This is a genomic window from Flavobacterium okayamense, from assembly GCF_019702945.1.
GTDB lineage: Bacteria > Bacteroidota > Bacteroidia > Flavobacteriales > Flavobacteriaceae > Flavobacterium > Flavobacterium okayamense.
Genome location: NZ_AP024749.1, coordinates 1,066,256 through 1,084,518, shown reverse-complemented (window position 1 = coordinate 1,084,518; position 18,263 = coordinate 1,066,256). Strand labels below are relative to the sequence as shown.

General features: G+C 31.8%; 20 protein-coding genes. 13 read left to right on the top strand and 7 right to left on the bottom strand.

Translation table 11 applies throughout. The features are described 5' to 3' along the window. Positions 1–20 precede the first annotated feature (20 nt). Positions 21–1,253, bottom strand: a complete 1,233-nt coding sequence (locus tag KK2020170_RS05005; protein ID WP_221259720.1) for a metallophosphoesterase — start codon at positions 1,251–1,253, stop codon at positions 21–23. A gap of 115 nt (positions 1,254–1,368) precedes the next feature. Between KK2020170_RS05005 and polA the strand changes: the two genes are divergently transcribed. From polA to KK2020170_RS04985, 4 genes are all read left to right on the top strand, one after another. Beyond that, the gene (polA, locus tag KK2020170_RS05000; RefSeq protein WP_221259718.1) at positions 1,369–4,212 is read left to right on the top strand and encodes a DNA polymerase I; all 2,844 of its coding nucleotides are present in this window, start codon (positions 1,369–1,371) and stop codon (positions 4,210–4,212) included. Positions 4,213–4,414: 202 nt separating this feature from the next. Then, complete coding sequence (locus KK2020170_RS04995; protein ID WP_221259717.1) at positions 4,415–4,675, top strand: autorepressor SdpR family transcription factor; 261 nt, start codon at positions 4,415–4,417, stop codon at positions 4,673–4,675. Further along, positions 4,672–5,313, top strand: a complete 642-nt coding sequence (locus tag KK2020170_RS04990) for an SdpI family protein (RefSeq protein WP_221259715.1) — start codon at positions 4,672–4,674, stop codon at positions 5,311–5,313. The genes KK2020170_RS04995 and KK2020170_RS04990 overlap by 4 nt, the downstream gene beginning before the upstream one ends. A 3-nt stretch (positions 5,314–5,316) precedes the next feature. Then, a complete protein-coding gene (locus tag KK2020170_RS04985) occupies positions 5,317–6,624 on the top strand; it encodes a serine hydrolase domain-containing protein (RefSeq protein WP_221259714.1) in 1,308 nt (435 codons plus the stop codon). 36 nt (positions 6,625–6,660) lie between these two features. On the opposite strand, the gene KK2020170_RS04980 is transcribed toward KK2020170_RS04985, so the two are convergent. Further along, positions 6,661–7,680 (bottom strand): LacI family DNA-binding transcriptional regulator, encoded by a 1,020-nt coding sequence (locus tag KK2020170_RS04980; RefSeq protein WP_221259713.1) that lies wholly within the window; start codon positions 7,678–7,680, stop codon positions 6,661–6,663. A gap of 165 nt (positions 7,681–7,845) precedes the next feature. On the opposite strand from KK2020170_RS04980, the gene rplM reads away from it, so the two are divergent. The 4 genes from rplM to tsf all read left to right on the top strand — a co-directional run bounded on the left by rplM (position 7,846) and on the right by tsf (position 10,545). Continuing rightward, the gene (rplM, locus tag KK2020170_RS04975; RefSeq protein WP_221259712.1) at positions 7,846–8,301 is read left to right on the top strand and encodes a 50S ribosomal protein L13; all 456 of its coding nucleotides are present in this window, start codon (positions 7,846–7,848) and stop codon (positions 8,299–8,301) included. Further along, positions 8,301–8,687 (top strand): 30S ribosomal protein S9, encoded by a 387-nt coding sequence (rpsI, locus tag KK2020170_RS04970; RefSeq protein WP_072783101.1) that lies wholly within the window; start codon positions 8,301–8,303, stop codon positions 8,685–8,687. Before rplM ends, rpsI begins: the two co-directional genes overlap by 1 nt. A gap of 155 nt (positions 8,688–8,842) precedes the next feature. Next, positions 8,843–9,595: a 30S ribosomal protein S2 gene (gene rpsB / locus KK2020170_RS04965; protein ID WP_221259711.1), complete on the top strand. Its 753-nt coding sequence runs from the start codon at positions 8,843–8,845 to the stop codon at positions 9,593–9,595. Positions 9,596–9,723: 128 nt separating this feature from the next. Further along, complete coding sequence (tsf, locus tag KK2020170_RS04960) at positions 9,724–10,545, top strand: translation elongation factor Ts (protein WP_221259710.1); 822 nt, start codon at positions 9,724–9,726, stop codon at positions 10,543–10,545. Between the two features lie 49 nt (positions 10,546–10,594). Here tsf and KK2020170_RS04955 read toward each other — a convergent pair whose 3' ends face one another. Genes KK2020170_RS04955 through KK2020170_RS04945 form a run of 3 tightly spaced genes read right to left on the bottom strand, consistent with a single transcriptional unit; the run spans position 10,595 to position 12,785 of the window. After that, positions 10,595–11,029 (bottom strand): LexA family protein, encoded by a 435-nt coding sequence (locus tag KK2020170_RS04955; RefSeq protein WP_221259709.1) that lies wholly within the window; start codon positions 11,027–11,029, stop codon positions 10,595–10,597. Further along, positions 11,023–12,285, bottom strand: coding sequence for a Y-family DNA polymerase (locus tag KK2020170_RS04950; protein WP_221259708.1), 1,263 nt, complete (start codon positions 12,283–12,285; stop codon positions 11,023–11,025). Before KK2020170_RS04950 ends, KK2020170_RS04955 begins: the two co-directional genes overlap by 7 nt. After that, complete coding sequence (locus KK2020170_RS04945) at positions 12,285–12,785, bottom strand: DUF456 domain-containing protein (protein ID WP_221259707.1); 501 nt, start codon at positions 12,783–12,785, stop codon at positions 12,285–12,287. Before KK2020170_RS04945 ends, KK2020170_RS04950 begins: the two co-directional genes overlap by 1 nt. 125 nt (positions 12,786–12,910) lie before the next feature. On the opposite strand from KK2020170_RS04945, the gene KK2020170_RS04940 reads away from it, so the two are divergent. The 3 genes from KK2020170_RS04940 to KK2020170_RS04930 all read left to right on the top strand — a co-directional run bounded on the left by KK2020170_RS04940 (position 12,911) and on the right by KK2020170_RS04930 (position 15,109). Continuing rightward, positions 12,911–13,276 carry a BlaI/MecI/CopY family transcriptional regulator gene (locus KK2020170_RS04940; protein ID WP_221259706.1) on the top strand — a complete coding sequence of 122 codons (366 nt, stop codon included), beginning with the start codon at positions 12,911–12,913 and terminating at the stop codon, positions 13,274–13,276. Next, entirely contained in the window at positions 13,269–14,540 is a 1,272-nt protein-coding gene (locus tag KK2020170_RS04935; RefSeq protein ID WP_221259705.1) for a M56 family metallopeptidase, read from the top strand. Before KK2020170_RS04940 ends, KK2020170_RS04935 begins: the two co-directional genes overlap by 8 nt. Positions 14,541–14,626: 86 nt before the next feature. After that, the gene (locus KK2020170_RS04930) at positions 14,627–15,109 is read left to right on the top strand and encodes a hypothetical protein (protein WP_221259703.1); all 483 of its coding nucleotides are present in this window, start codon (positions 14,627–14,629) and stop codon (positions 15,107–15,109) included. Positions 15,110–15,203: 94 nt separating this feature from the next. Here KK2020170_RS04930 and KK2020170_RS04925 read toward each other — a convergent pair whose 3' ends face one another. Both KK2020170_RS04925 and KK2020170_RS04920 read right to left on the bottom strand, forming a co-directional pair. Next, positions 15,204–16,310 (bottom strand): glycosyltransferase family 2 protein, encoded by a 1,107-nt coding sequence (locus KK2020170_RS04925; protein ID WP_221259702.1) that lies wholly within the window; start codon positions 16,308–16,310, stop codon positions 15,204–15,206. Next, positions 16,307–17,290, bottom strand: coding sequence for a lysylphosphatidylglycerol synthase domain-containing protein (locus KK2020170_RS04920; RefSeq protein WP_221259701.1), 984 nt, complete (start codon positions 17,288–17,290; stop codon positions 16,307–16,309). The genes KK2020170_RS04925 and KK2020170_RS04920 overlap by 4 nt, the downstream gene beginning before the upstream one ends. On the opposite strand from KK2020170_RS04920, the gene ruvC reads away from it, so the two are divergent. Together ruvC and KK2020170_RS04910 are read left to right on the top strand one after the other, a co-directional pair. Next, on the top strand, positions 17,284–17,838 hold the full coding sequence (gene ruvC, locus KK2020170_RS04915; RefSeq protein WP_221259699.1) for a crossover junction endodeoxyribonuclease RuvC: 555 nt from the start codon (positions 17,284–17,286) through the stop codon (positions 17,836–17,838). The two genes, KK2020170_RS04920 and ruvC, sit on opposite strands and share 7 nt — an antisense overlap. Before the next feature lie 50 nt (positions 17,839–17,888). Continuing rightward, entirely contained in the window at positions 17,889–18,260 is a 372-nt protein-coding gene (locus tag KK2020170_RS04910) for a four helix bundle protein (protein WP_221259698.1), read from the top strand. The last annotated feature ends 3 nt before the right edge of the window (positions 18,261–18,263 follow it).

Genomic DNA, 18,263 nt, shown 5'->3' with positions numbered 1-18,263 from the left:
AATGTAGCATTTTTAATTAATTAAACTACTTTTTCACCCTTTTTTAGTTCAATTACGGTAATTTCAGGCATAATTCCAACCCTACCAGGATAAGCATGAAAACCAAAACCTCTATTAACATAAACGTATCTACCCATATTTTCATACAACCCTGCCCACTGCTTGTAAACATATTGAACTGGACTCCATTTTAACCAACCTGGAATTTCAATACCAAATTGAAAACCATGGGTATGCCCCGAAAGTGTTAAATGGTAATTATTTTCATGATGTTTTATTTCATTTTCCCAATGACTAGGGTCATGACTCATTAAAATTTTAAAATCTTCTTTAGCCACGCCTTCTGATGCTTTTACTAAATCACCTACTTTTTTAAAATGTATTCCCCAATTCTCAACACCAATCAACTTGATTGAATCATTACCCTTTTTCAATTCAACATTTTCATTAAGTAACAACTTAAAATCAATTTGAGTGTGTAAACCCTTTATTTCATCAAAATTTTTATCTTTATCACTCTGCGAATCCCAATGAAAATATTCTCCATAGTCATGATTTCCTAGAACCGAATATTTACCTAAAACAGGATTGTGAATTTTTTTAAAAACATCTATCCAAGGGAGCATTTCTTTTGCATGTGTATTCACAATATCTCCAGTAAACAAAACCAAATCTGATTGTTGTTCGTTTATTAAATTAATTGCATATTCAATTTTTTCGCGGTCATCAAAACTACCACTGTGAATATCCGAAATCTGAGTAATTGTTGTTCCATCAAAACTTTCAGGTAAATCAGGAAAGAAAAGTGTTTTATTTTTTACTTTGAAATTGTATTTTCCTAGGGTTATCCCATACAATAAAGAAGTAAAAGGAATGGCTGCTAATCCTAAAGCAACTTGACTGATAAATTTTCTTCTTGCAGGTAAAAACTCACTTTTATCTGTATAACCCATAAAATGAGAAATAGTTCCTTGGATTACTCTAAAAATATCTTCAGTAACCAAAACTAATGTCAAAATTATCTTGGGCAAGTAAATTAATAGAAAGAATCCCATTGTCCAAAGTGTTTGCTTATTTTGGCCTTGACCTCTTTCATGAGTCATGAAAAAATACAACAAGTACACAATAAAAACCATTGAAGTTGTGACATAAATTGCCAAAATCCATTTTGAACGTGTTACCGTTTTTATGGTTTGAAAAGAGTAGTATTCAACTAATCCAAATAATAGAATGGGAATAATCCAACGGAGCATTTTACTTTTTTAAGCAAATGTAAATAACATGAAATCAATTCGCTATAAATTTATATATTTTTAACACCTTATGATTTCGTAAAGAATTGTATTTTTACGTTTTAAACTCAATTTCATGTCACAAAAACGATTATTTCTACTCGATGCTTACGCTTTAATTTTTAGAGGATATTACGCTTTTATCAAAAACCCAAGAATCAACTCAAAAGGAATGGACACATCTGCTATTATGGGGTTTATGAATTCTTTGATGGACGTAATTCGCCGTGAAAAACCAGATCATTTAGCGGTTGCATTCGACAAAGGTGGAAGTGATTATCGTTTAGAAATGTTTCAAGAATATAAAGCCAATCGTGACGAAACACCTGAAGCAATCAAAATTGCCGTTCCATATATTCAAGAATTATTAAAAGCCATGCATATTCCTATTATGGAAAAAGCAGGTTTTGAAGCTGACGACTTGATTGGAACACTTGCTAAACAAGCTGAAAAACAAGGTTACCAAGTTTTTATGGTAACTCCTGATAAAGATTTTGCTCAGTTAGTTTCCGAAAATATTTTTATGTATCGCCCAGCTCGAATGGGCAATGATATTGAAATTTGGGGAATTCCTGAAGTTCAAGCAAAATTTGAAGTTGAAAATCCATTACAAGTAATCGACTTTTTAGCGATGATGGGTGATGCTGTCGATAACATTCCTGGCTTACCTGGAGTTGGTGAAAAAACAGCCAAGAAATTCCTAGCGCAATATGGTTCCATCGAAAAACTTTTAGAAAGCACACACGAACTAAAAGGGAAAATGAAGGAGAATATTGAAGCCAATAAAGAAAAAGGAATTCTTTCTAAAAAACTGGCTACTATCTTACTCGATTGTCCAGTTGAATTTGATGAGAAAGATTTTGAACTTTCTAAACCCGATGTAGAGAAAACCGATGCGATTTTCCAAGAATTGGAATTCCGTCAAATGAAAACTCAATTCGACAAACTTTTTGGTTCGGGTAAAGAATATGATGAAATTGACACTAATGGTAATGGGAATACCGCCGAACCAGCTAAAAAAGGAACTCCAAAAAAATCAGCAGAAAATCAAATGGACTTATTTGGTTTTAGTGATGAAGAAGAAACACCAACAAATTCTTTTTATGCAACTTTAGAATCAACCGAACATTTTTACCAAATCGTGCAAGGTGATTTAGGTTTGAAATTATTTCTTCAAAATTTAGAAAAGCAAACTTCCGTTTGTTTTGATACGGAAACTACAGGAATTGACGCTTTAAATGCAGAATTGGTTGGAATTGCATTTTCATGGGAAAAAGGAAAAGGGTTTTACGTTCCGTTCCCAGAAAACCAAGAAGAAGCAAAAGCTTTAGCTGAAAAATTTGCTCCGTTTTTCTCTAATGAAAATATTGAGAAAATTGGTCAAAACATGAAGTATGATATTAAAATCATGGCCAATTACGGAATTGAAATCAAAGGAAATTTGTTCGACACCATGATTGCGCATTATTTGATTAATCCCGATATGCGTCATAATATGGATGTGTTGAGCGAAACGTACTTGAAATATTCACCTAAACCTATCGAAACCTTAATTGGTAAAAAAGGAAAGAATCAGTTATCCATGCGTCAGGTTGAAATAGAAGCTGTAAAAGAATATGCGGTTGAAGATGCCGATATAACCTTGCAATTAAAACAACACTTTCACCCTATTTTAGAACGCGTAGGCACCAAAAAATTATTTGACGAAATTGAAATTCCATTGGTTGAAGTTTTAGCTGCCATGGAGCGTGAAGGTATTCGTTTAGATGTCGATTTCTTAAAAGCAATGTCAACCGATATGGCGAAAGAAATTACCGCTTTTGAACAAAAAATATATGAAGAAGCCGGTGAAACGTTCAACTTGGCTTCACCAAAACAATTAGGTGATATTTTATTTGACAAACTTAAAATTGGCGGAAGCAAACCAAAAAAAACGAAAACAGGTCAATATGCAACGGGAGAAGAAGTACTAAGTTATTTAGCCAAAGACAATGAAATTGTGCAACATATTTTAGAATGGCGCCAAATGGTGAAATTACAGAACACCTATGTAGAAGCGCTACCCAACCAAGTAGATGCTAAAACCAAACGCGTTCATACCGATTATATGCAAACGGTTGCTGCAACAGGTCGTTTGAGTTCTAATAATCCAAACTTACAGAATATTCCGATTCGTACCGAACGTGGTCGTCAAATTCGTAAAGCTTTTATAGCTCGTGACGAAAATTACACCTTGTTAGCGGCCGATTATTCTCAAATTGAATTACGCATTATTGCCGCTTTATCGGGTGAAGAAAATATGATTAAAGCCTTTCAAAATCATGAGGATATTCACCGAAGCACCGCTGCAAAAGTTTTCAATGTGGCTTTAGAAGAAGTTACCAAAGAACAACGTAGCAATGCCAAAACAGTAAACTTCGGAATTATTTATGGTGTATCAGCTTTCGGATTGAGTAATCAAACTGATTTAACAAGAAGCGAAAGTGCGGCTTTAATTGATGCGTATTACAAAACCTATCCAAGATTGAAAGCCTACATTCAAGAACAAATTGAATTTGCTCGTGAACATGGTTATGTGGAAACGGTTTCGGGTAGACGTCGTTATTTAAAAGATATCAATTCAGCAAATGCTGTAGTTCGTGGCGCTGCTGAACGAAATGCTGTAAACGCACCTATTCAAGGAAGTGCTGCTGATATTATCAAAATTGCGATGATTAACATTCACAAACGATTGAAAACTGAAAATTGGAAATCGAAAATGTTACTACAAGTACACGATGAGCTTGTTTTTGACGTTCATAATAGTGAATTAGAAAAAATAAAACCAATGATTCAACACGAAATGGAAAATGCTTTTAAACTTGAAGTTCCTTTAGTAGTTGATATGGGAGAAGGCAAAAACTGGCTGGAAGCGCATTGATTTTAGTGTTCAGTATTCAGTCGCGGTTCAAAGTTTTTTTTGTTATTTCTATCAAAATCGAAAAACACAAGTTTAGAAAAGCTAAATCTCATAAAAATATTAGATCACAAAACCCGAAAGCTTTAACACTTTCGGGTTTACTTTAAAAAAATTTTGCAAATTCAAAATAATATTTAGATATTTGTCTAAATATATAATTAAAATGAATACCATTTTTAAAGCATTAAACGACGAAACACGAAGGGAAATTTTAGAACTCCTTCGTAAAAGCGATATGACTGCTGGCGAAATTGCAGATCATTTTAATATTTCAAAACCTAGTATTTCTCATCATTTAGATTTATTAAAACAAGCTGATTTAGTAACGAGCGACAAACAAGGACAATTTATTATCTACTCACTCAACACTACAATTGTAGACGACATTTTAAAATGGTTACTAACATTAAAAAAACAAAAATGACAACTCTAAGAAAAGAACTTCCGTACATTTTAATTGCTTTAATCCCATTTATCTATTTGGCATTTATTTGGAATAATTTACCGGAAACTGTTCCTATGCACTGGAATGGAAAAGGAGAAATTGATCGCTATGGTTCAAAAAATGAATTATGGAGTATGACTTCTATGTTATCTGGCTTAGGCTACTTTTTGTTTTTGATTATTCCAAAAATTGACCCAAAAGGAAAACTTTCTAAAATGGGAAATAAATTAGATAATTTAAGATTAATGATGGCTCTATTTATGTCGGCATTATCTATGTTTATAATTTACAGTGTTCAACAAGCAGAATCGAAACCAACATTTATTTTTGCATTAATTGGCTTACTTTTTGCAGGTTTAGGAAATTATTTTAAAACCATTAAACCAAATTATTTTATTGGAATTAAAACCCCTTGGACATTAGAAAATGAAGAAGTTTGGAAAAAAACACATTTATTTGGTGGTAAATTATGGTTTGCTGGCGGATTGTTAATTTTTATTTTAAGCCTAATAATTCCAAATGTTTATTCGTTTTATGTATTAATGACTGTAACAGTAATTATATCAATTATACCAATTATATATTCGTATTTAAAATTTAAAAAATTAAAAACATAAATCATGAAAAAACTTGTATTACTTCTTAGTGTACTTTTTTCAACAGTAATCTTTTCACAAGATCGCTTTGAAAAAATCGATGAATATTTAAATTACCTATACGAAAACAATAAGTTTATGGGTAGCTTATGTATTCGTGAAGGAGAAAATGTTGTTTTTAACAAAGCGTACGGTTATACTGATGTAAATAAAAATATTGAAGCTGATAGAACTACGAAATATAAAATTGGTTCCATAACCAAAACATTTACTTCGGTTATGATTTTACAATTAATCGAAGAGCGTAAACTACGCTTAGACACTAAACTAAAAAGGTATTTTCCTAAAGTAGCTAAAGCTGACAGTATTTCTATTTCCGATTTATTGTATCAAAGAACTGGAATTCCGGATTACATCAATCATGATAGTTTAACAACTGCAGAATTAAGTGCACCAAACTTAAAAGAGGCAATTTATAAGAAAATTGAAAACTATCAATTAAGGTTTTCACCTGGAAGTAAATTTGAATATAGTAACTCTAACTATTATCTACTTGGAGGTATTATTGAAAAAATTACAGGTAAGTCTTTTGGCGAAAACCTTCAAGACAGAATAGTAAAAAAAGCTGAATTACTTAATACATATTACAAACCTTCAAATACCGATACGTCGGTTAAAGAAAGTTACTCCTTTATTTATAATGGAACAAATTGGGAGCAAATGCCGGAATGGAAAAATGAAGTTGCTTTTGCGGCAGGAGCAATTATTTCAACACCTGCAGACCTTACTCGATTTATGTCAAATCTTTTTGAAGGCAATCTTTTAAATAAAAAATCATTAGAAATAATGACAACTTTAAAAGAAGGTTATGGTGCAGGTCTATTACAAGCCCCTTTTGGTGATCGTAAATTCTTTACTCATACTGGTGGAATTGAAAATTTTCGCTCAGTTGTTGGATACAATATACCCGAAAAAATGGGAATTGGTTTAATTGTTAATGGAGATAATTACAGTAGAAACGATATAATGATTGGCGTTTTAAGCATCTATTATAAACTTCCTTTTCCATTTCCTAGTTTTGAAAAAATTAGTCGTGAATTAATCGAAAAATATTCTGGCACCTATTCTTCAGATCAGTTACCTATGAAAATAAGTGTATTTGAAAAAGATGGCGAGCTTTTAGCACAAGCTACTGGTCAAACTTCTTTTCCATTAACATTAAAAGATGAGAAAACATTTGTTTTTGCAGGTGCAGGAATTGAAATGGTTTTTGAAGAAAATGCATTTACCTTAAAACAAGGTGGAATGAATTTTAAATTCAAAAAAGATTAATAAAAACAAAAAAGGCTCACAATTGTGAGCCTTTTTTTATCGTTTAGTTGAATCTCTATGTCTTAATTCTGTTTTAACAACAATTGTTTGGGGCTGGTAAAACTCGTCTTCGTTCTGAATTTTATCAATTAACAATTCAGCTGCTCTCATACCAATTTCTGGAGCATGTTGACTAACTGTTGATAGACTTGGCGTTAATCTTTTAGACCAAACTCCATCGGCAAAACCAATAACTAAAATATCTTCTGGAATTTTATAACCTGATTTAATAGCATATTTCATTCCCATTGTTGATGCATGTTCATCAACTGCAAAAATTGCATCAACTTTATGTTTTTGGATTAAACTTTCTAATTTCTTGTCAAACTTATCTGTATCACTTTCTACAACAAGTAAAGTAGTATCTAGATTTAAACCCGCTCTAGACATAGCCTCTTTATATCCTTCAAACCTTAGTTTACCTACACTTAGATTATCAATAGTAGAAAGCATTGCAATTTTTTTTGCACCTTGTTTAATTAGATACTCAGTCGCATCTATTGCAGAATCTAAGTCATCCACAACTACTTTATCACATTTTAAACTTTCAGCAACTCTATCAAACATTACAATTGGAGTTCCACTATCCATAATACTTTTAAGATGCTTAAAATCTTGATTCTTTTGAGTTTCTTCTGCAATAGATAAAATAAACCCATCAATAGAACCATTATTTAGCATATCCATCATTTGTTTCTCTTTAACTAGTGACTCATTTGAAATTGCAGTAATTACGTTATATCCTAATTGAATTGCTTTTTCTTCAATGCCACTAAATACCTTTGCAAAGAATGGATTTAATATATTAGGTATAATAACACCTATTGTATTTGTTCTTTGATTTTTAAGATTCCTAGCAAGAGCATTAGGTTTGTAATTATTTAGTTCAGCAAACTCTAAAATTCTTGTTTTAGTAACTGTACCTATTTCTGGACTATCACTCAAAGCTTTAGAAACGGTTGAAACAGAAACTCCAAGTTCTTTAGCTATTTGTTTTAGTGTTATTTTTGACTTCATAATCTTCTTTTGAACAATAAAAATACTATTTATTTTAGGAAAAACAATTTTTGGAACATTACTTAATAAAAATATTTCTTAAAATGCTGTTTGCATAATAAATAAATAGTTGTACTTTTGCACTCCCTTAATTGGGAATGGAATGTTTAATTTAAATTAATTATTGTGAACACATTAAGCTACAAAACAGTATCAGCAAACAAGGCTACTGCAGACAAGCAGTGGATTGTTGTGGACGCTGAAGGGCATAATTTGGGTCGCTTTGCTTCAAAAGTAGCAATGCTATTAAGAGGTAAATACAAGCCAAATTATACGCCGCACGTTGATTGTGGAGATAACGTAATTGTTATCAACGCAGAAAAAATCAACCTTACTGGTAACAAGTTAGACGACAAAACTTACGTACGTCACACAGGTTACCCAGGAGGGCAAAGAACTTTAACTGCTAGAGTACAACAGCAAAAGAATCCTGCTGTTATAGTAGAAAAAGCTGTAAAAGGAATGTTACCTAAAAACAAATTAGGTGCTGAGTTATTCCGAAATTTAAATGTATATGTAGGTTCTGAGCACAAACATGACGCTCAAAAACCTAAAACTGTAAACTTAAACGATCTTAAGTAATGGGAGTTATTCACAAAATCGGTAGAAGAAAATGTGCTGTTGCACGTGTTTATCTAACTGAAGGTACAGGTAAAATCACTGTAAACAAAAGAGAATTTGCAAACTACTTCCCTACACCAACATTACAGTACAAAGTAATGCAACCTTTAGCAATGACTGAAAATGCAGAAAACTTTGACGTTAAAATTAATGTATATGGTGGTGGTTCAACTGGTCAAGCAGAAGCTGTACGTATGGCTATTGCTAGAGCAATGTGTGAAGTAGATGCTGAAAACAGATTAGTTTTAAAACCAGAAGGATTATTAACAAGAGATCCTCGTATGGTTGAACGTAAGAAATTTGGTCAGAAGAAAGCACGTAAGAGATTCCAATTCTCGAAACGTTAATCTACAACAATTTCTTGTTCATTTATTATTGAAATTAAAAACACAGTTGTCGTTATTTCTTTTTTTAAAAAGGAAATTAGTTTAGCATCTAAATGAAGCCACGAGCGAAAGCTAATGGAACATTGCTAATCAACGGAACGTAAACTATTACAAAAATGGCAAACAAAATAGAAGTTAAAGAATTATTAGAAGCAGGTGTTCATTTTGGACACATGACTCGTAAGTGGGATCCAAACATGGCTCCTTACATCTATATGGAGCGTAATGGTATCCATATTATCAACTTATACAAAACTGCAGCTAAAATCGAAGAAGCTAATGAAGCTTTAAAGAAAATCGCTGCTTCTGGTAGAAAAGTACTTTTCGTAGCTACCAAAAAACAAGCTAAAGACATTGTTGCTGAAAAAGCGACTGCATGTAACATGCCTTACATCACTGAAAGATGGCCAGGTGGTATGTTAACAAACTTCGTTACGATTCGTAAAGCCGTTAAGAAAATGGCTTCGATTGACAGAATGAAGAAAGACGGAACATTTAACACATTATCTAAAAAAGAGCGTTTACAAGTTGATCGTTTACGTGCTAAATTAGAGAAAAACTTAGGTTCTATTGCAGACATGACAAGGTTGCCAGCGGCATTATTTGTAGTTGATGTGAAAGCAGAACATATCGCAATAAAAGAAGCTCAAAAATTAAACATTCCAGTTTTTGCAATGGTAGATACAAACTCTGATCCTCGTCCGATCGATTTCGTTATCCCTGCAAATGATGATGCTTCAAAATCAATTGAAAAAGTTCTTGGATTAGTTTCTGGTGCTATCGTTGAAGGTTTAGCTGATAGAAAAGCTGAAAAAGACGACGTTAAAGAAGCTGATGTAAAACAAGAAGAAGCTACAACAAACGAATAAATAATTATTTAATTCCAAAAACAAAACGCCAAATTCCATACTTATTAGAAACAAAAAGTTGACGATAATTTAAAAATGGAATTTGGGTTTTGGATTTTGGAATTTTTACATTTAAACAAAAAAAAGTTATGGCAAATATTACTGCTGCAGACGTAAATAAATTAAGAACAGCTACTGGTGCTGGAATGATGGACTGTAAAAAAGCTTTAGTAGAAGCTGATGGAGATTTTGATTTAGCTATCGAAAACCTTCGTAAAAAAGGTCAAAAAGTTGCTGCTAACCGTTCAGATAGAGAATCTACTGAAGGTGCTGCTGTTGCAATCATCAATGCAGATAACACTGCTGGTGTAGCGATCACATTAAACTGTGAAACTGACTTCGTAGGTAAAAACGAATCTTTCGTAAAATTAGCTACAGATTTAGCAAACCAAGCTTTAAACTTTGCTACTAAAGAAGAATTATTAGCTTCTGATTTCAACGGAATTACAGTTGCTGAGAAATTAATCGAGCAAACTGGAGTTATCGGTGAGAAAATTGAAATCGGTGCTTTTGAGCGTTTAGAAGGTGCTTTCGTAGGTTCTTATATTCACGCTGGTAAAATTGCTACTTTAGTTTCTTTATCTGCAAACGTTGCTGGCGCTGAAGAAGCTGCTAAAAACGTTGCAATGCAAGCTGCTGCTATGAACCCAATTGCTTTAAACGAAGCTGGTGTTGATGCTGCAATCATTGAAAAAGAAATCGAAATTGCAAAAGAGCAATTAAGAGCTGAAGGAAAACCAGAAGCAATGTTAGATAATATCTCTAAAGGTAAAATCCAACGTTTCTACAAAGACAATACTTTAGTTAACCAAGATTATATTAAAGATGGTTCTATGAGTGTTGCTGCTTATATTAAATCTGTTGACGGTGGTTTAACTGTTACAGGTTTCAAAAGAGTTGCTTTAGGATAATTTTCCTCAACAATAAATAAAAAAACCTCATTCTTCGAATGAGGTTTTTTTATACCATTTTTTTTACCACATATATCACTACGCCCCAAATAATCAACTCGTTTTCTTTGGTTATTTCAATAGGCTTATACTTGTCATTCTCCGGCAAAAGAAATACTTTGTTATTTTCTGCTTTTATTCTTTTAACTGTAAATTCTCCATCAATATAGCATACCGCTATAGTGTTGTTTTTAGCCTCTAAACTTCTATCTATAACCAACAAATCTCCATCATTTATTCCGGCTTTAATCATAGAATCGCCACTCGCTTTTGCGAAAAAAGTAGCTTCAGGATTTTTAATTAAAAACTGATCTAAACTGATTCTTTCCTCTTCAAAATCGGCAGCTGGTGACGGAAATCCTGCTTTAATTCCAGCATCTATAAATGATATTTTCTTAGGTTGAGAAAAATCGGGATTAAAAAAATGTAGTTTCTTCTTTAGCATTTTACCATTATTACTTCACTAATTTTTGTAGTATATTGATTGGATAAATGATTCTGCTTCATTTTCCAAGTTCGTTTTAAATCTTGTGATGCCAAACGTATTTTCCGACTTCCTAATTTGCGATTACATGAATCTATTGCATGCATCAAATGACGATACTTTGGGTTTTCGGCTTCAAACAAATTCAACTGAATTTCATCATCCTTTACCAGTTGCGTTACAATTACACCCGCTTTTTTATAAACGGAATTAGGTTCATATAAATCATCTAACATCTTCAATACAGCATTATTTATTGTAAGCGATGCATTGGATGGGAAGGACAACGTAATTTGTCTTGTATAATGATATTTTTGGTTATTCTTGTCAAATCTATCTTTCTGCAAGAACAAAACAATTGTGCTACACGAAGATTTTTGTAACCTCAGCTTTTCGGAACATACTGTAGCAAAGGTTAGCACTCTTTCTTTTAAATCATCATACGCCGAAATATTATGCTCAAAGCTACGAGTTACAGCGATCGATTTTTTTGCTGAAATTTCTTCCGTTTCTAAAACTGGTTTGCCTAACAATTCCATTCTCAACCTTATGCCTACAACTCCCATTACCGATTTGATATAGGCTTCATTGTGTAGCAAAGTGAAATCGTAAGCCGTATTAATATTTTTCAGCTTCATTTTCTTCGATAATCGACGACCAATTCCCCAAATATCTTCAACAGCTAACCATTTTAAGGCTTTTACTCGTTTTTCATCAGTATCTATAACCCAAATACCATTGGTTTGTGTAGGAAACTTTTTCGCAACTCTATTGGCAACTTTAGACAAGGCTTTTGTAGGTGCAATCCCAACACAAATAGGCAAACTCAAACATTTATAGATTTGATTTTTTATTTGTAAGCCATAATGGGTATAATCGTCTATTTTAACTTTATCAAAATTTAAAAAAGCTTCATCTATACTATAAACCTCAACATCGGGCGTAAAGTTTCCGAGCAATGTCATTACCCGTTTACTCATATCGCCATACAATGGATAATTAGATGAAAATACTTTTACTTTATTTTGCTCTAATTCTTTTCTAACCTTAAACTCAGGAGCTCCCATGGCAATACCTAATTGTTTAGCTTCTTCACTACGCGAAATAATGCAACCATCGTTATTACTTAAAACAACGATAGGAACTCCATTAAGGTAAGGTTGAAACACCCTTTCGCATGAAGCGTAAAAATTATTACAATCGACTAAGGCATACATTAAAACCAAATGTTTCGGTTACTGATAACTATAGAAATAAACAAACCCAAATAAGCAATACTAACAACAAACTTGATAAAAGTTCCTGCTAAAAATCCAAAAAAAGAACCAATAGCCGCTTTTGTAGCACGAGTAGAATCTTTTCTATCATAAAGCAATTCTCCAATCAAAGCACCAACAAATGGTCCGATAATAAATCCGAAAGGAATGGGTGCAAAAATTCCAACAATTAAACCAATATTGGTTCCCCAAATACCGTATTTACTCCCTCCAAATCGTTTCGTCCCTTTGGCTGGAATCACATAATCTAAAACTGCAATTACAATAGCAATTACAAATGTAATTCCTAAAACCCAATAATTTTTTTCCATTCCTGGGCATAAATACAATAACAATAAGCCTATCCAACTAATAGGCGGTCCAGGTAAAGCGGGCAACAAACTCCCTAAAATTCCAAGAAACATGCAACAAAAACCCGCAAGTAAAAGAAAGTATTCCATATTTAATTCTATTGCCTAAAATTACTAAAATAAAAGCGTATTATAAAAAAACTAAAAAATTAGTTGCAACTAAACTTTTAGTTTGTATATTTGTTCAACTAAGTTTTTAGTTTAAATGAATAATTATGAAACAACTAACCAAAGCAGAAGAAGAAATTATGCAAATTCTTTGGGATTTGAAAGAAGGAAATGTAAAAGATATTATCGCTGAATTTCCTGAACCTAAACCTGCTTATAATACCGTTTCTACCATAGTTAGAATTTTAGAAACAAAAGAATTTGTAGATCACAAACAAGAAGGAAAAGGCTATATCTATTTCCCAATTGTAGAAAAGGAAACCTATAGTAATTCGTCTATTAACAAATTAGTCGAAAACTACTTTCAAGGCTCTTTTAAAAACATGGTTTCGTTTTTTGTAAAACAGAACGATGTCGATATAAAAGATGTAGAAGCATTATTAAAAGAAATTAAAACTGAACAGCATGATTGATTTTTTATTGTACACTTTAAAAACAATAGGTATTCAATTACTATTCTTAATAGCCTATCAAATATTATTAAGTAAAGAAACGTTTTTTAACGCCAATCGTTTTTACTTAATAGGAAGCTTTATAGCTTCTTTGATTATTCCATTAATAAATATAAAATCAATTGATAGTAATTCTACAATAGAAAATGTTTTTAATCTAAAAGAAATTTTATTGGTAAACGGTGAAAAAACATCAGAAATTCAATTAGCAAGCAATAATTCAATCAATCTTTTAAAGACAGTTGAAACAATATACATAATTGGTTTTGTTCTATTTATAACTCTTCTGATTTATAAACTAAAAAAGATTAAAGAAAGAATCGATAATTCTCAAATTGAATTTCATGAAAATATAAAAATATATCGCATTCAAAATTCTAATGAGGCTTTTTCATTTTTGAATTTAATCTTCATAGGGCAAAACAATACCGAAATAACAACTGTTTTACAACATGAATTAACACATAAAAACAAATGGCATTCTGTTGATTTGTTTCTATTAGAAATCGCTAAAACTATTTTTTGGTTCAATCCGTTGTTATGGCATTATCAAAAGAAACTAGCCGAAGTTCATGAATATGAAGCCGATGCGATTGCAGTTAAAAAAAATGCGGCAACGTATTACAAAAGTATTATTAACCAAGTTTTTCAAGTTGAAAACTTTGCGTTCACCAATAATTTTTTCAATGAATCATTAATCAAAAAACGAATCGTTATGTTACAAAAATCAAAATCAAAAAAAGCTATGTTGCTAAAGTACGGAATCGTAATTCCTGCAATTTTAATTAGTGTAAGTTTATTTTCAAATAAGATTTACGCACAAACAGAAACAAATGAAAAAACAACTTCTAAAGAGAAAAATGAAATTTCATTTTCAGAAGTTGATGAAGTCCCGAGGTTTTTACAATGTGAAAATGTTTCAAAAGAAGATGCTATGAAATGCTTCAATGAAAAAATGATGGAACATATCACTAAAAATTTCAATTATCCCAAAGAAGCCGCGAAAAAGAATATACAAGGCCAAGTGAGTATTCAATTTATAATCGACAAAGAAGGAAATATAAAAGATATAGTTACTCACGGCCCTGTAAATGGAGAGCTATTAGAAAAAGAAGCTAGAAGAATAATTTCACTATTACCAAAACTTATCCCTGCAAAACATAAAGGAAAAACGGTTAATATTAAGTATGGTTTGCCTTTAACTTTTAAATTACAAGACAAATAAGAGGATAAACATAAATGGTCGGTAATAGTTTAGATTATCGACCATTTTTTAATTAAAAAAGCTATTTTTGTGGAAAACAATCGGTTTTGAAAAAAATCATTTTATTCATATTACTAATAAGCTTAACATTTTCTTGCCAACTTTTCGATAAAAAAGTGCCAGATGAAAATGCTTTATTACAGGAAGAATTACAAAAAGTAAACTGGAAACAAGTTGATCAATATCCAAGTGTTTCTTCATGTGATACCATTCTTGATAAAGAAACACAAAAAGCATGTTTGTTTCAGTTTTTAACCGAAACCATTCAAAATAGAATAAGCACTGATACTATTCATATTTTATATCCTGAACTAGATACGATTTCGGTTAAAGTCACCATAAATCCTGATGCTTCTCTTATATTTGAAACACAAAAACCAACCGATTCTATTTCGTATGATATTGAAGTAATCGATAGCATTTTGCAAAATAGATTAGCGAATTTTCCAAAAGTTGAACCAGCCATTAAACAAGGTATCAAAGTAAAATCGCAATTTGTGTTACCGGTTATTTTAAAGGTTACGGAGTAATTTTTTGAAGCCAATCCTGCTGTACGCTATATCTTTTTAGATTGCCACGTCGTTCCTCCTCGCAATGACAAAAAGGATGTCGCTTCCATCAGGGCTATTTCCTAAACTCCCTTCCCTTCCAAGTGAAATTACTGAACAAACTATAAATCGCCACTACACTACTAAAAAAAGGATATAATAACGAAGCTAAAAACAACCATTGTAATTTCGTTCTAAAAAAAGAAGCTGTTTTTTGCAGTAATACTAAATCAATAATAAACTTTAAGGCAATAAATAGTGCAAACCAGTTCTGATTTAAGTTTCCTGATAACCACAAAACAAAAACCGCAATCCAAGTTACGTTTGTACCAAAAACGAGTAATGCCGTTAACTTTCCAAACCAAGAAGAATAACCTGTACTTTTAGCAGCCCACCTCACACGTTGTTGAAATAAAGCGTCCCAAGAATTTTCACTTTGTGTAGCCACAACACTTTGATTATGCATACAAAATCCAACAGCAGTTTTATTCTTTAAAACCGCTTTTTGCAACAAGAAAACATCATCGCCACTTGCCATGTTTGAATTCCCTTCAAAACCATTTAACTCTAAAAAGAACTCCTTTTCGTAAGCAAAATTTGCGCCATTGCACATAAAAGGTTGGTTCAAACCAAAACTTCCAATAGTTGCTCCTTGTAAACTTAAAAAATCTAAATTTTGAAACGCATGTAAAAAACCTGATTTTGGCAAATAACAAACACCAGCTGCAGCCATTCGTTTGTTTTCATTTTGAATATAAGAGTCAATTGCTTTTAACCAATTCTTCTGAACCAAACAATCAGCATCCGTTGTAATAATCCAATTGTTTTTCGCTACTTGAATAGCCGTTTCAATAGCATCCTTTTTAGGCGAATTTGATTTTCTTATACTCTTAATAACCTTAACATTTATGTCACTTCGAGCGGAGTCGAGAAGTCTAAATTTATCATCCGATTCATCATCCACTAAAATAACTTCAAACAAATCATTCGGATAATTTAACAAAGAAATCGAATGTAACAGTTTTGGTAAGTTTTCTGCTTCATTTCGAAACGGAACCACAATTGAAAAACTAGTTTTAGGTTCAATAGAAAAATCAGATAACGGTTTCATTTTTTGAAATCCGTAATACAGCGAAGCAATCAAAACAACATACATTCCTAATATGACAAAGGCTATAATCATTCGGCAGTTTTTGGTTTGAATCTTATTACAAAATAACTTCCTAAAATAACTGGTAAAACCAAATTAAAAAGCCACATTAACGAAGTAATGGTTAAAATTTTCCAATCTTCAACACCTAATTTCGAAAATAAAAATAAAGCAACACTTCCTTTTATAGCAACGTCCATCAAATGAATACTTGGCAAAATGGAAGCTAAAAGATACATTGTAAAAATGGTTGCTAATGCAATTGAAATTTCAATATCAACTTCAAAAAACAACAACAAGACTAAAAACTGGGTTGAAAAAATCAAATAACGAAACATCGAAAAACTAAATGTTTTCAAAAGAATAGTCCTATCTAACTTTCTGATTTTATCTATTATCTTTTGTATGGAAAAACCATAAATTTCAATTTCTCTGAAAAAAATTAGAATCAAAATAGCAATCGTAAGAATAATTAAAAATAGAATAATTGAAATAAAATTAAGCTTGATTCCAATCCAAAACATTGTTTCCGTTTTAGAAAAAGTCAGTAATAAGAATCCAAAAACGCCAAACAATGTTGTTACCAACATTTGACTGCCATTGTGTATAAAGTTTAACAATACAATTCGTTTCGAATTTTCCGGTTTAAAATACAGCATTTTGGCTCCGTACTCTCCTATTCTATTCGGTGTAAAAATAGAAGCAGTAAGAGAACCAAATGTTTGTTGAGTTGCTTCAAAAAAACTAATCTTTTTGAAACTGCCAACTAAATTCCGCCACTTCAAAACTTCAAAAAACCAATTCGCTATTGTAAACAATAGTAAAATTAGAACTTCTTTGATTGATAAATACTGAATAATACTTTCAATAGAAATCGCTTTATCGGCTTGTAAATGCTGGTAGATATAGAAAAATGCCAATCCTACAATCAAAACTTTGACGAGAACTAATAAGAATTGTTTAGCTTTGTGAGGAATTGCAATCATTACTACAAAGAAAAGAAAATTTGGCAAACGAACGCATCATATTAGGAATTGACCCGGGAACCACGATTATGGGTTTCGGATTGATAAAAGTCGTTAATAAAAAAATGGAGTTTCTTCAGTTGAATGAATTAATTCTGAATAAATATGATGATCATTACACCAAATTGAAAGTGATATTTGAAAGAACGATTGAGTTAATCGAAACGCATCATCCCGATGAAATTGCGATTGAAGCGCCTTTCTTTGGTAAAAATGTCCAATCGATGTTAAAATTAGGTCGCGCACAAGGCGTTGCCATGGCGGCAGGTTTATCGCGTCAAATTCCTATTACGGAATACGAACCTAAGAAAATAAAAATGGCAATTACAGGTAACGGAAATGCAAGTAAAGAACAAGTTGCTAAAATGCTTCAACAATTATTAGGTTTAAAAACGCTACCCAAAAATCTTGACTCCACCGATGGGTTGGCTGCAGCCGTTTGTCATTTCTTTAATTCTGGTAGAGTGGAAATTGGAAAAAGTTATTCGGGTTGGGATGCATTTGTGAAACAAAATGAAAATCGTGTTAAAAAATAGTGTTCAGTGTTCAGCTTTTAGTGTTCAGTATAATTTGTATTAAAATTTATATGAGATTTCAAGATTTATTAGCTTATAAAAAAGGATTTGATTTAGCGATGAATATTTTTGAGACAACTAAAGGTTTTCCAAAAGAGGAAATGTATTCATTAACTGATCAAATAAGAAGAAGTTCAAGAAGTGTAACAATAACAATTTCTGAAGCATATAGAAAAAGAGAATATCCTAAACATTTTCATAGTAAACTAACTGACGCTGATTCTGAAAATTCTGAAACACAAGGATGGTTAGAATATGCTTTGGCTTGTGGATATTTAACTGAAGATAAATATTCAGAATTTATTAATCTAAGTATTGAAGTTGGGAAATTAATAAATTATATGATTTTAAACCCAGAAAAATTTGGAGTAAAAAAAGAATAATTA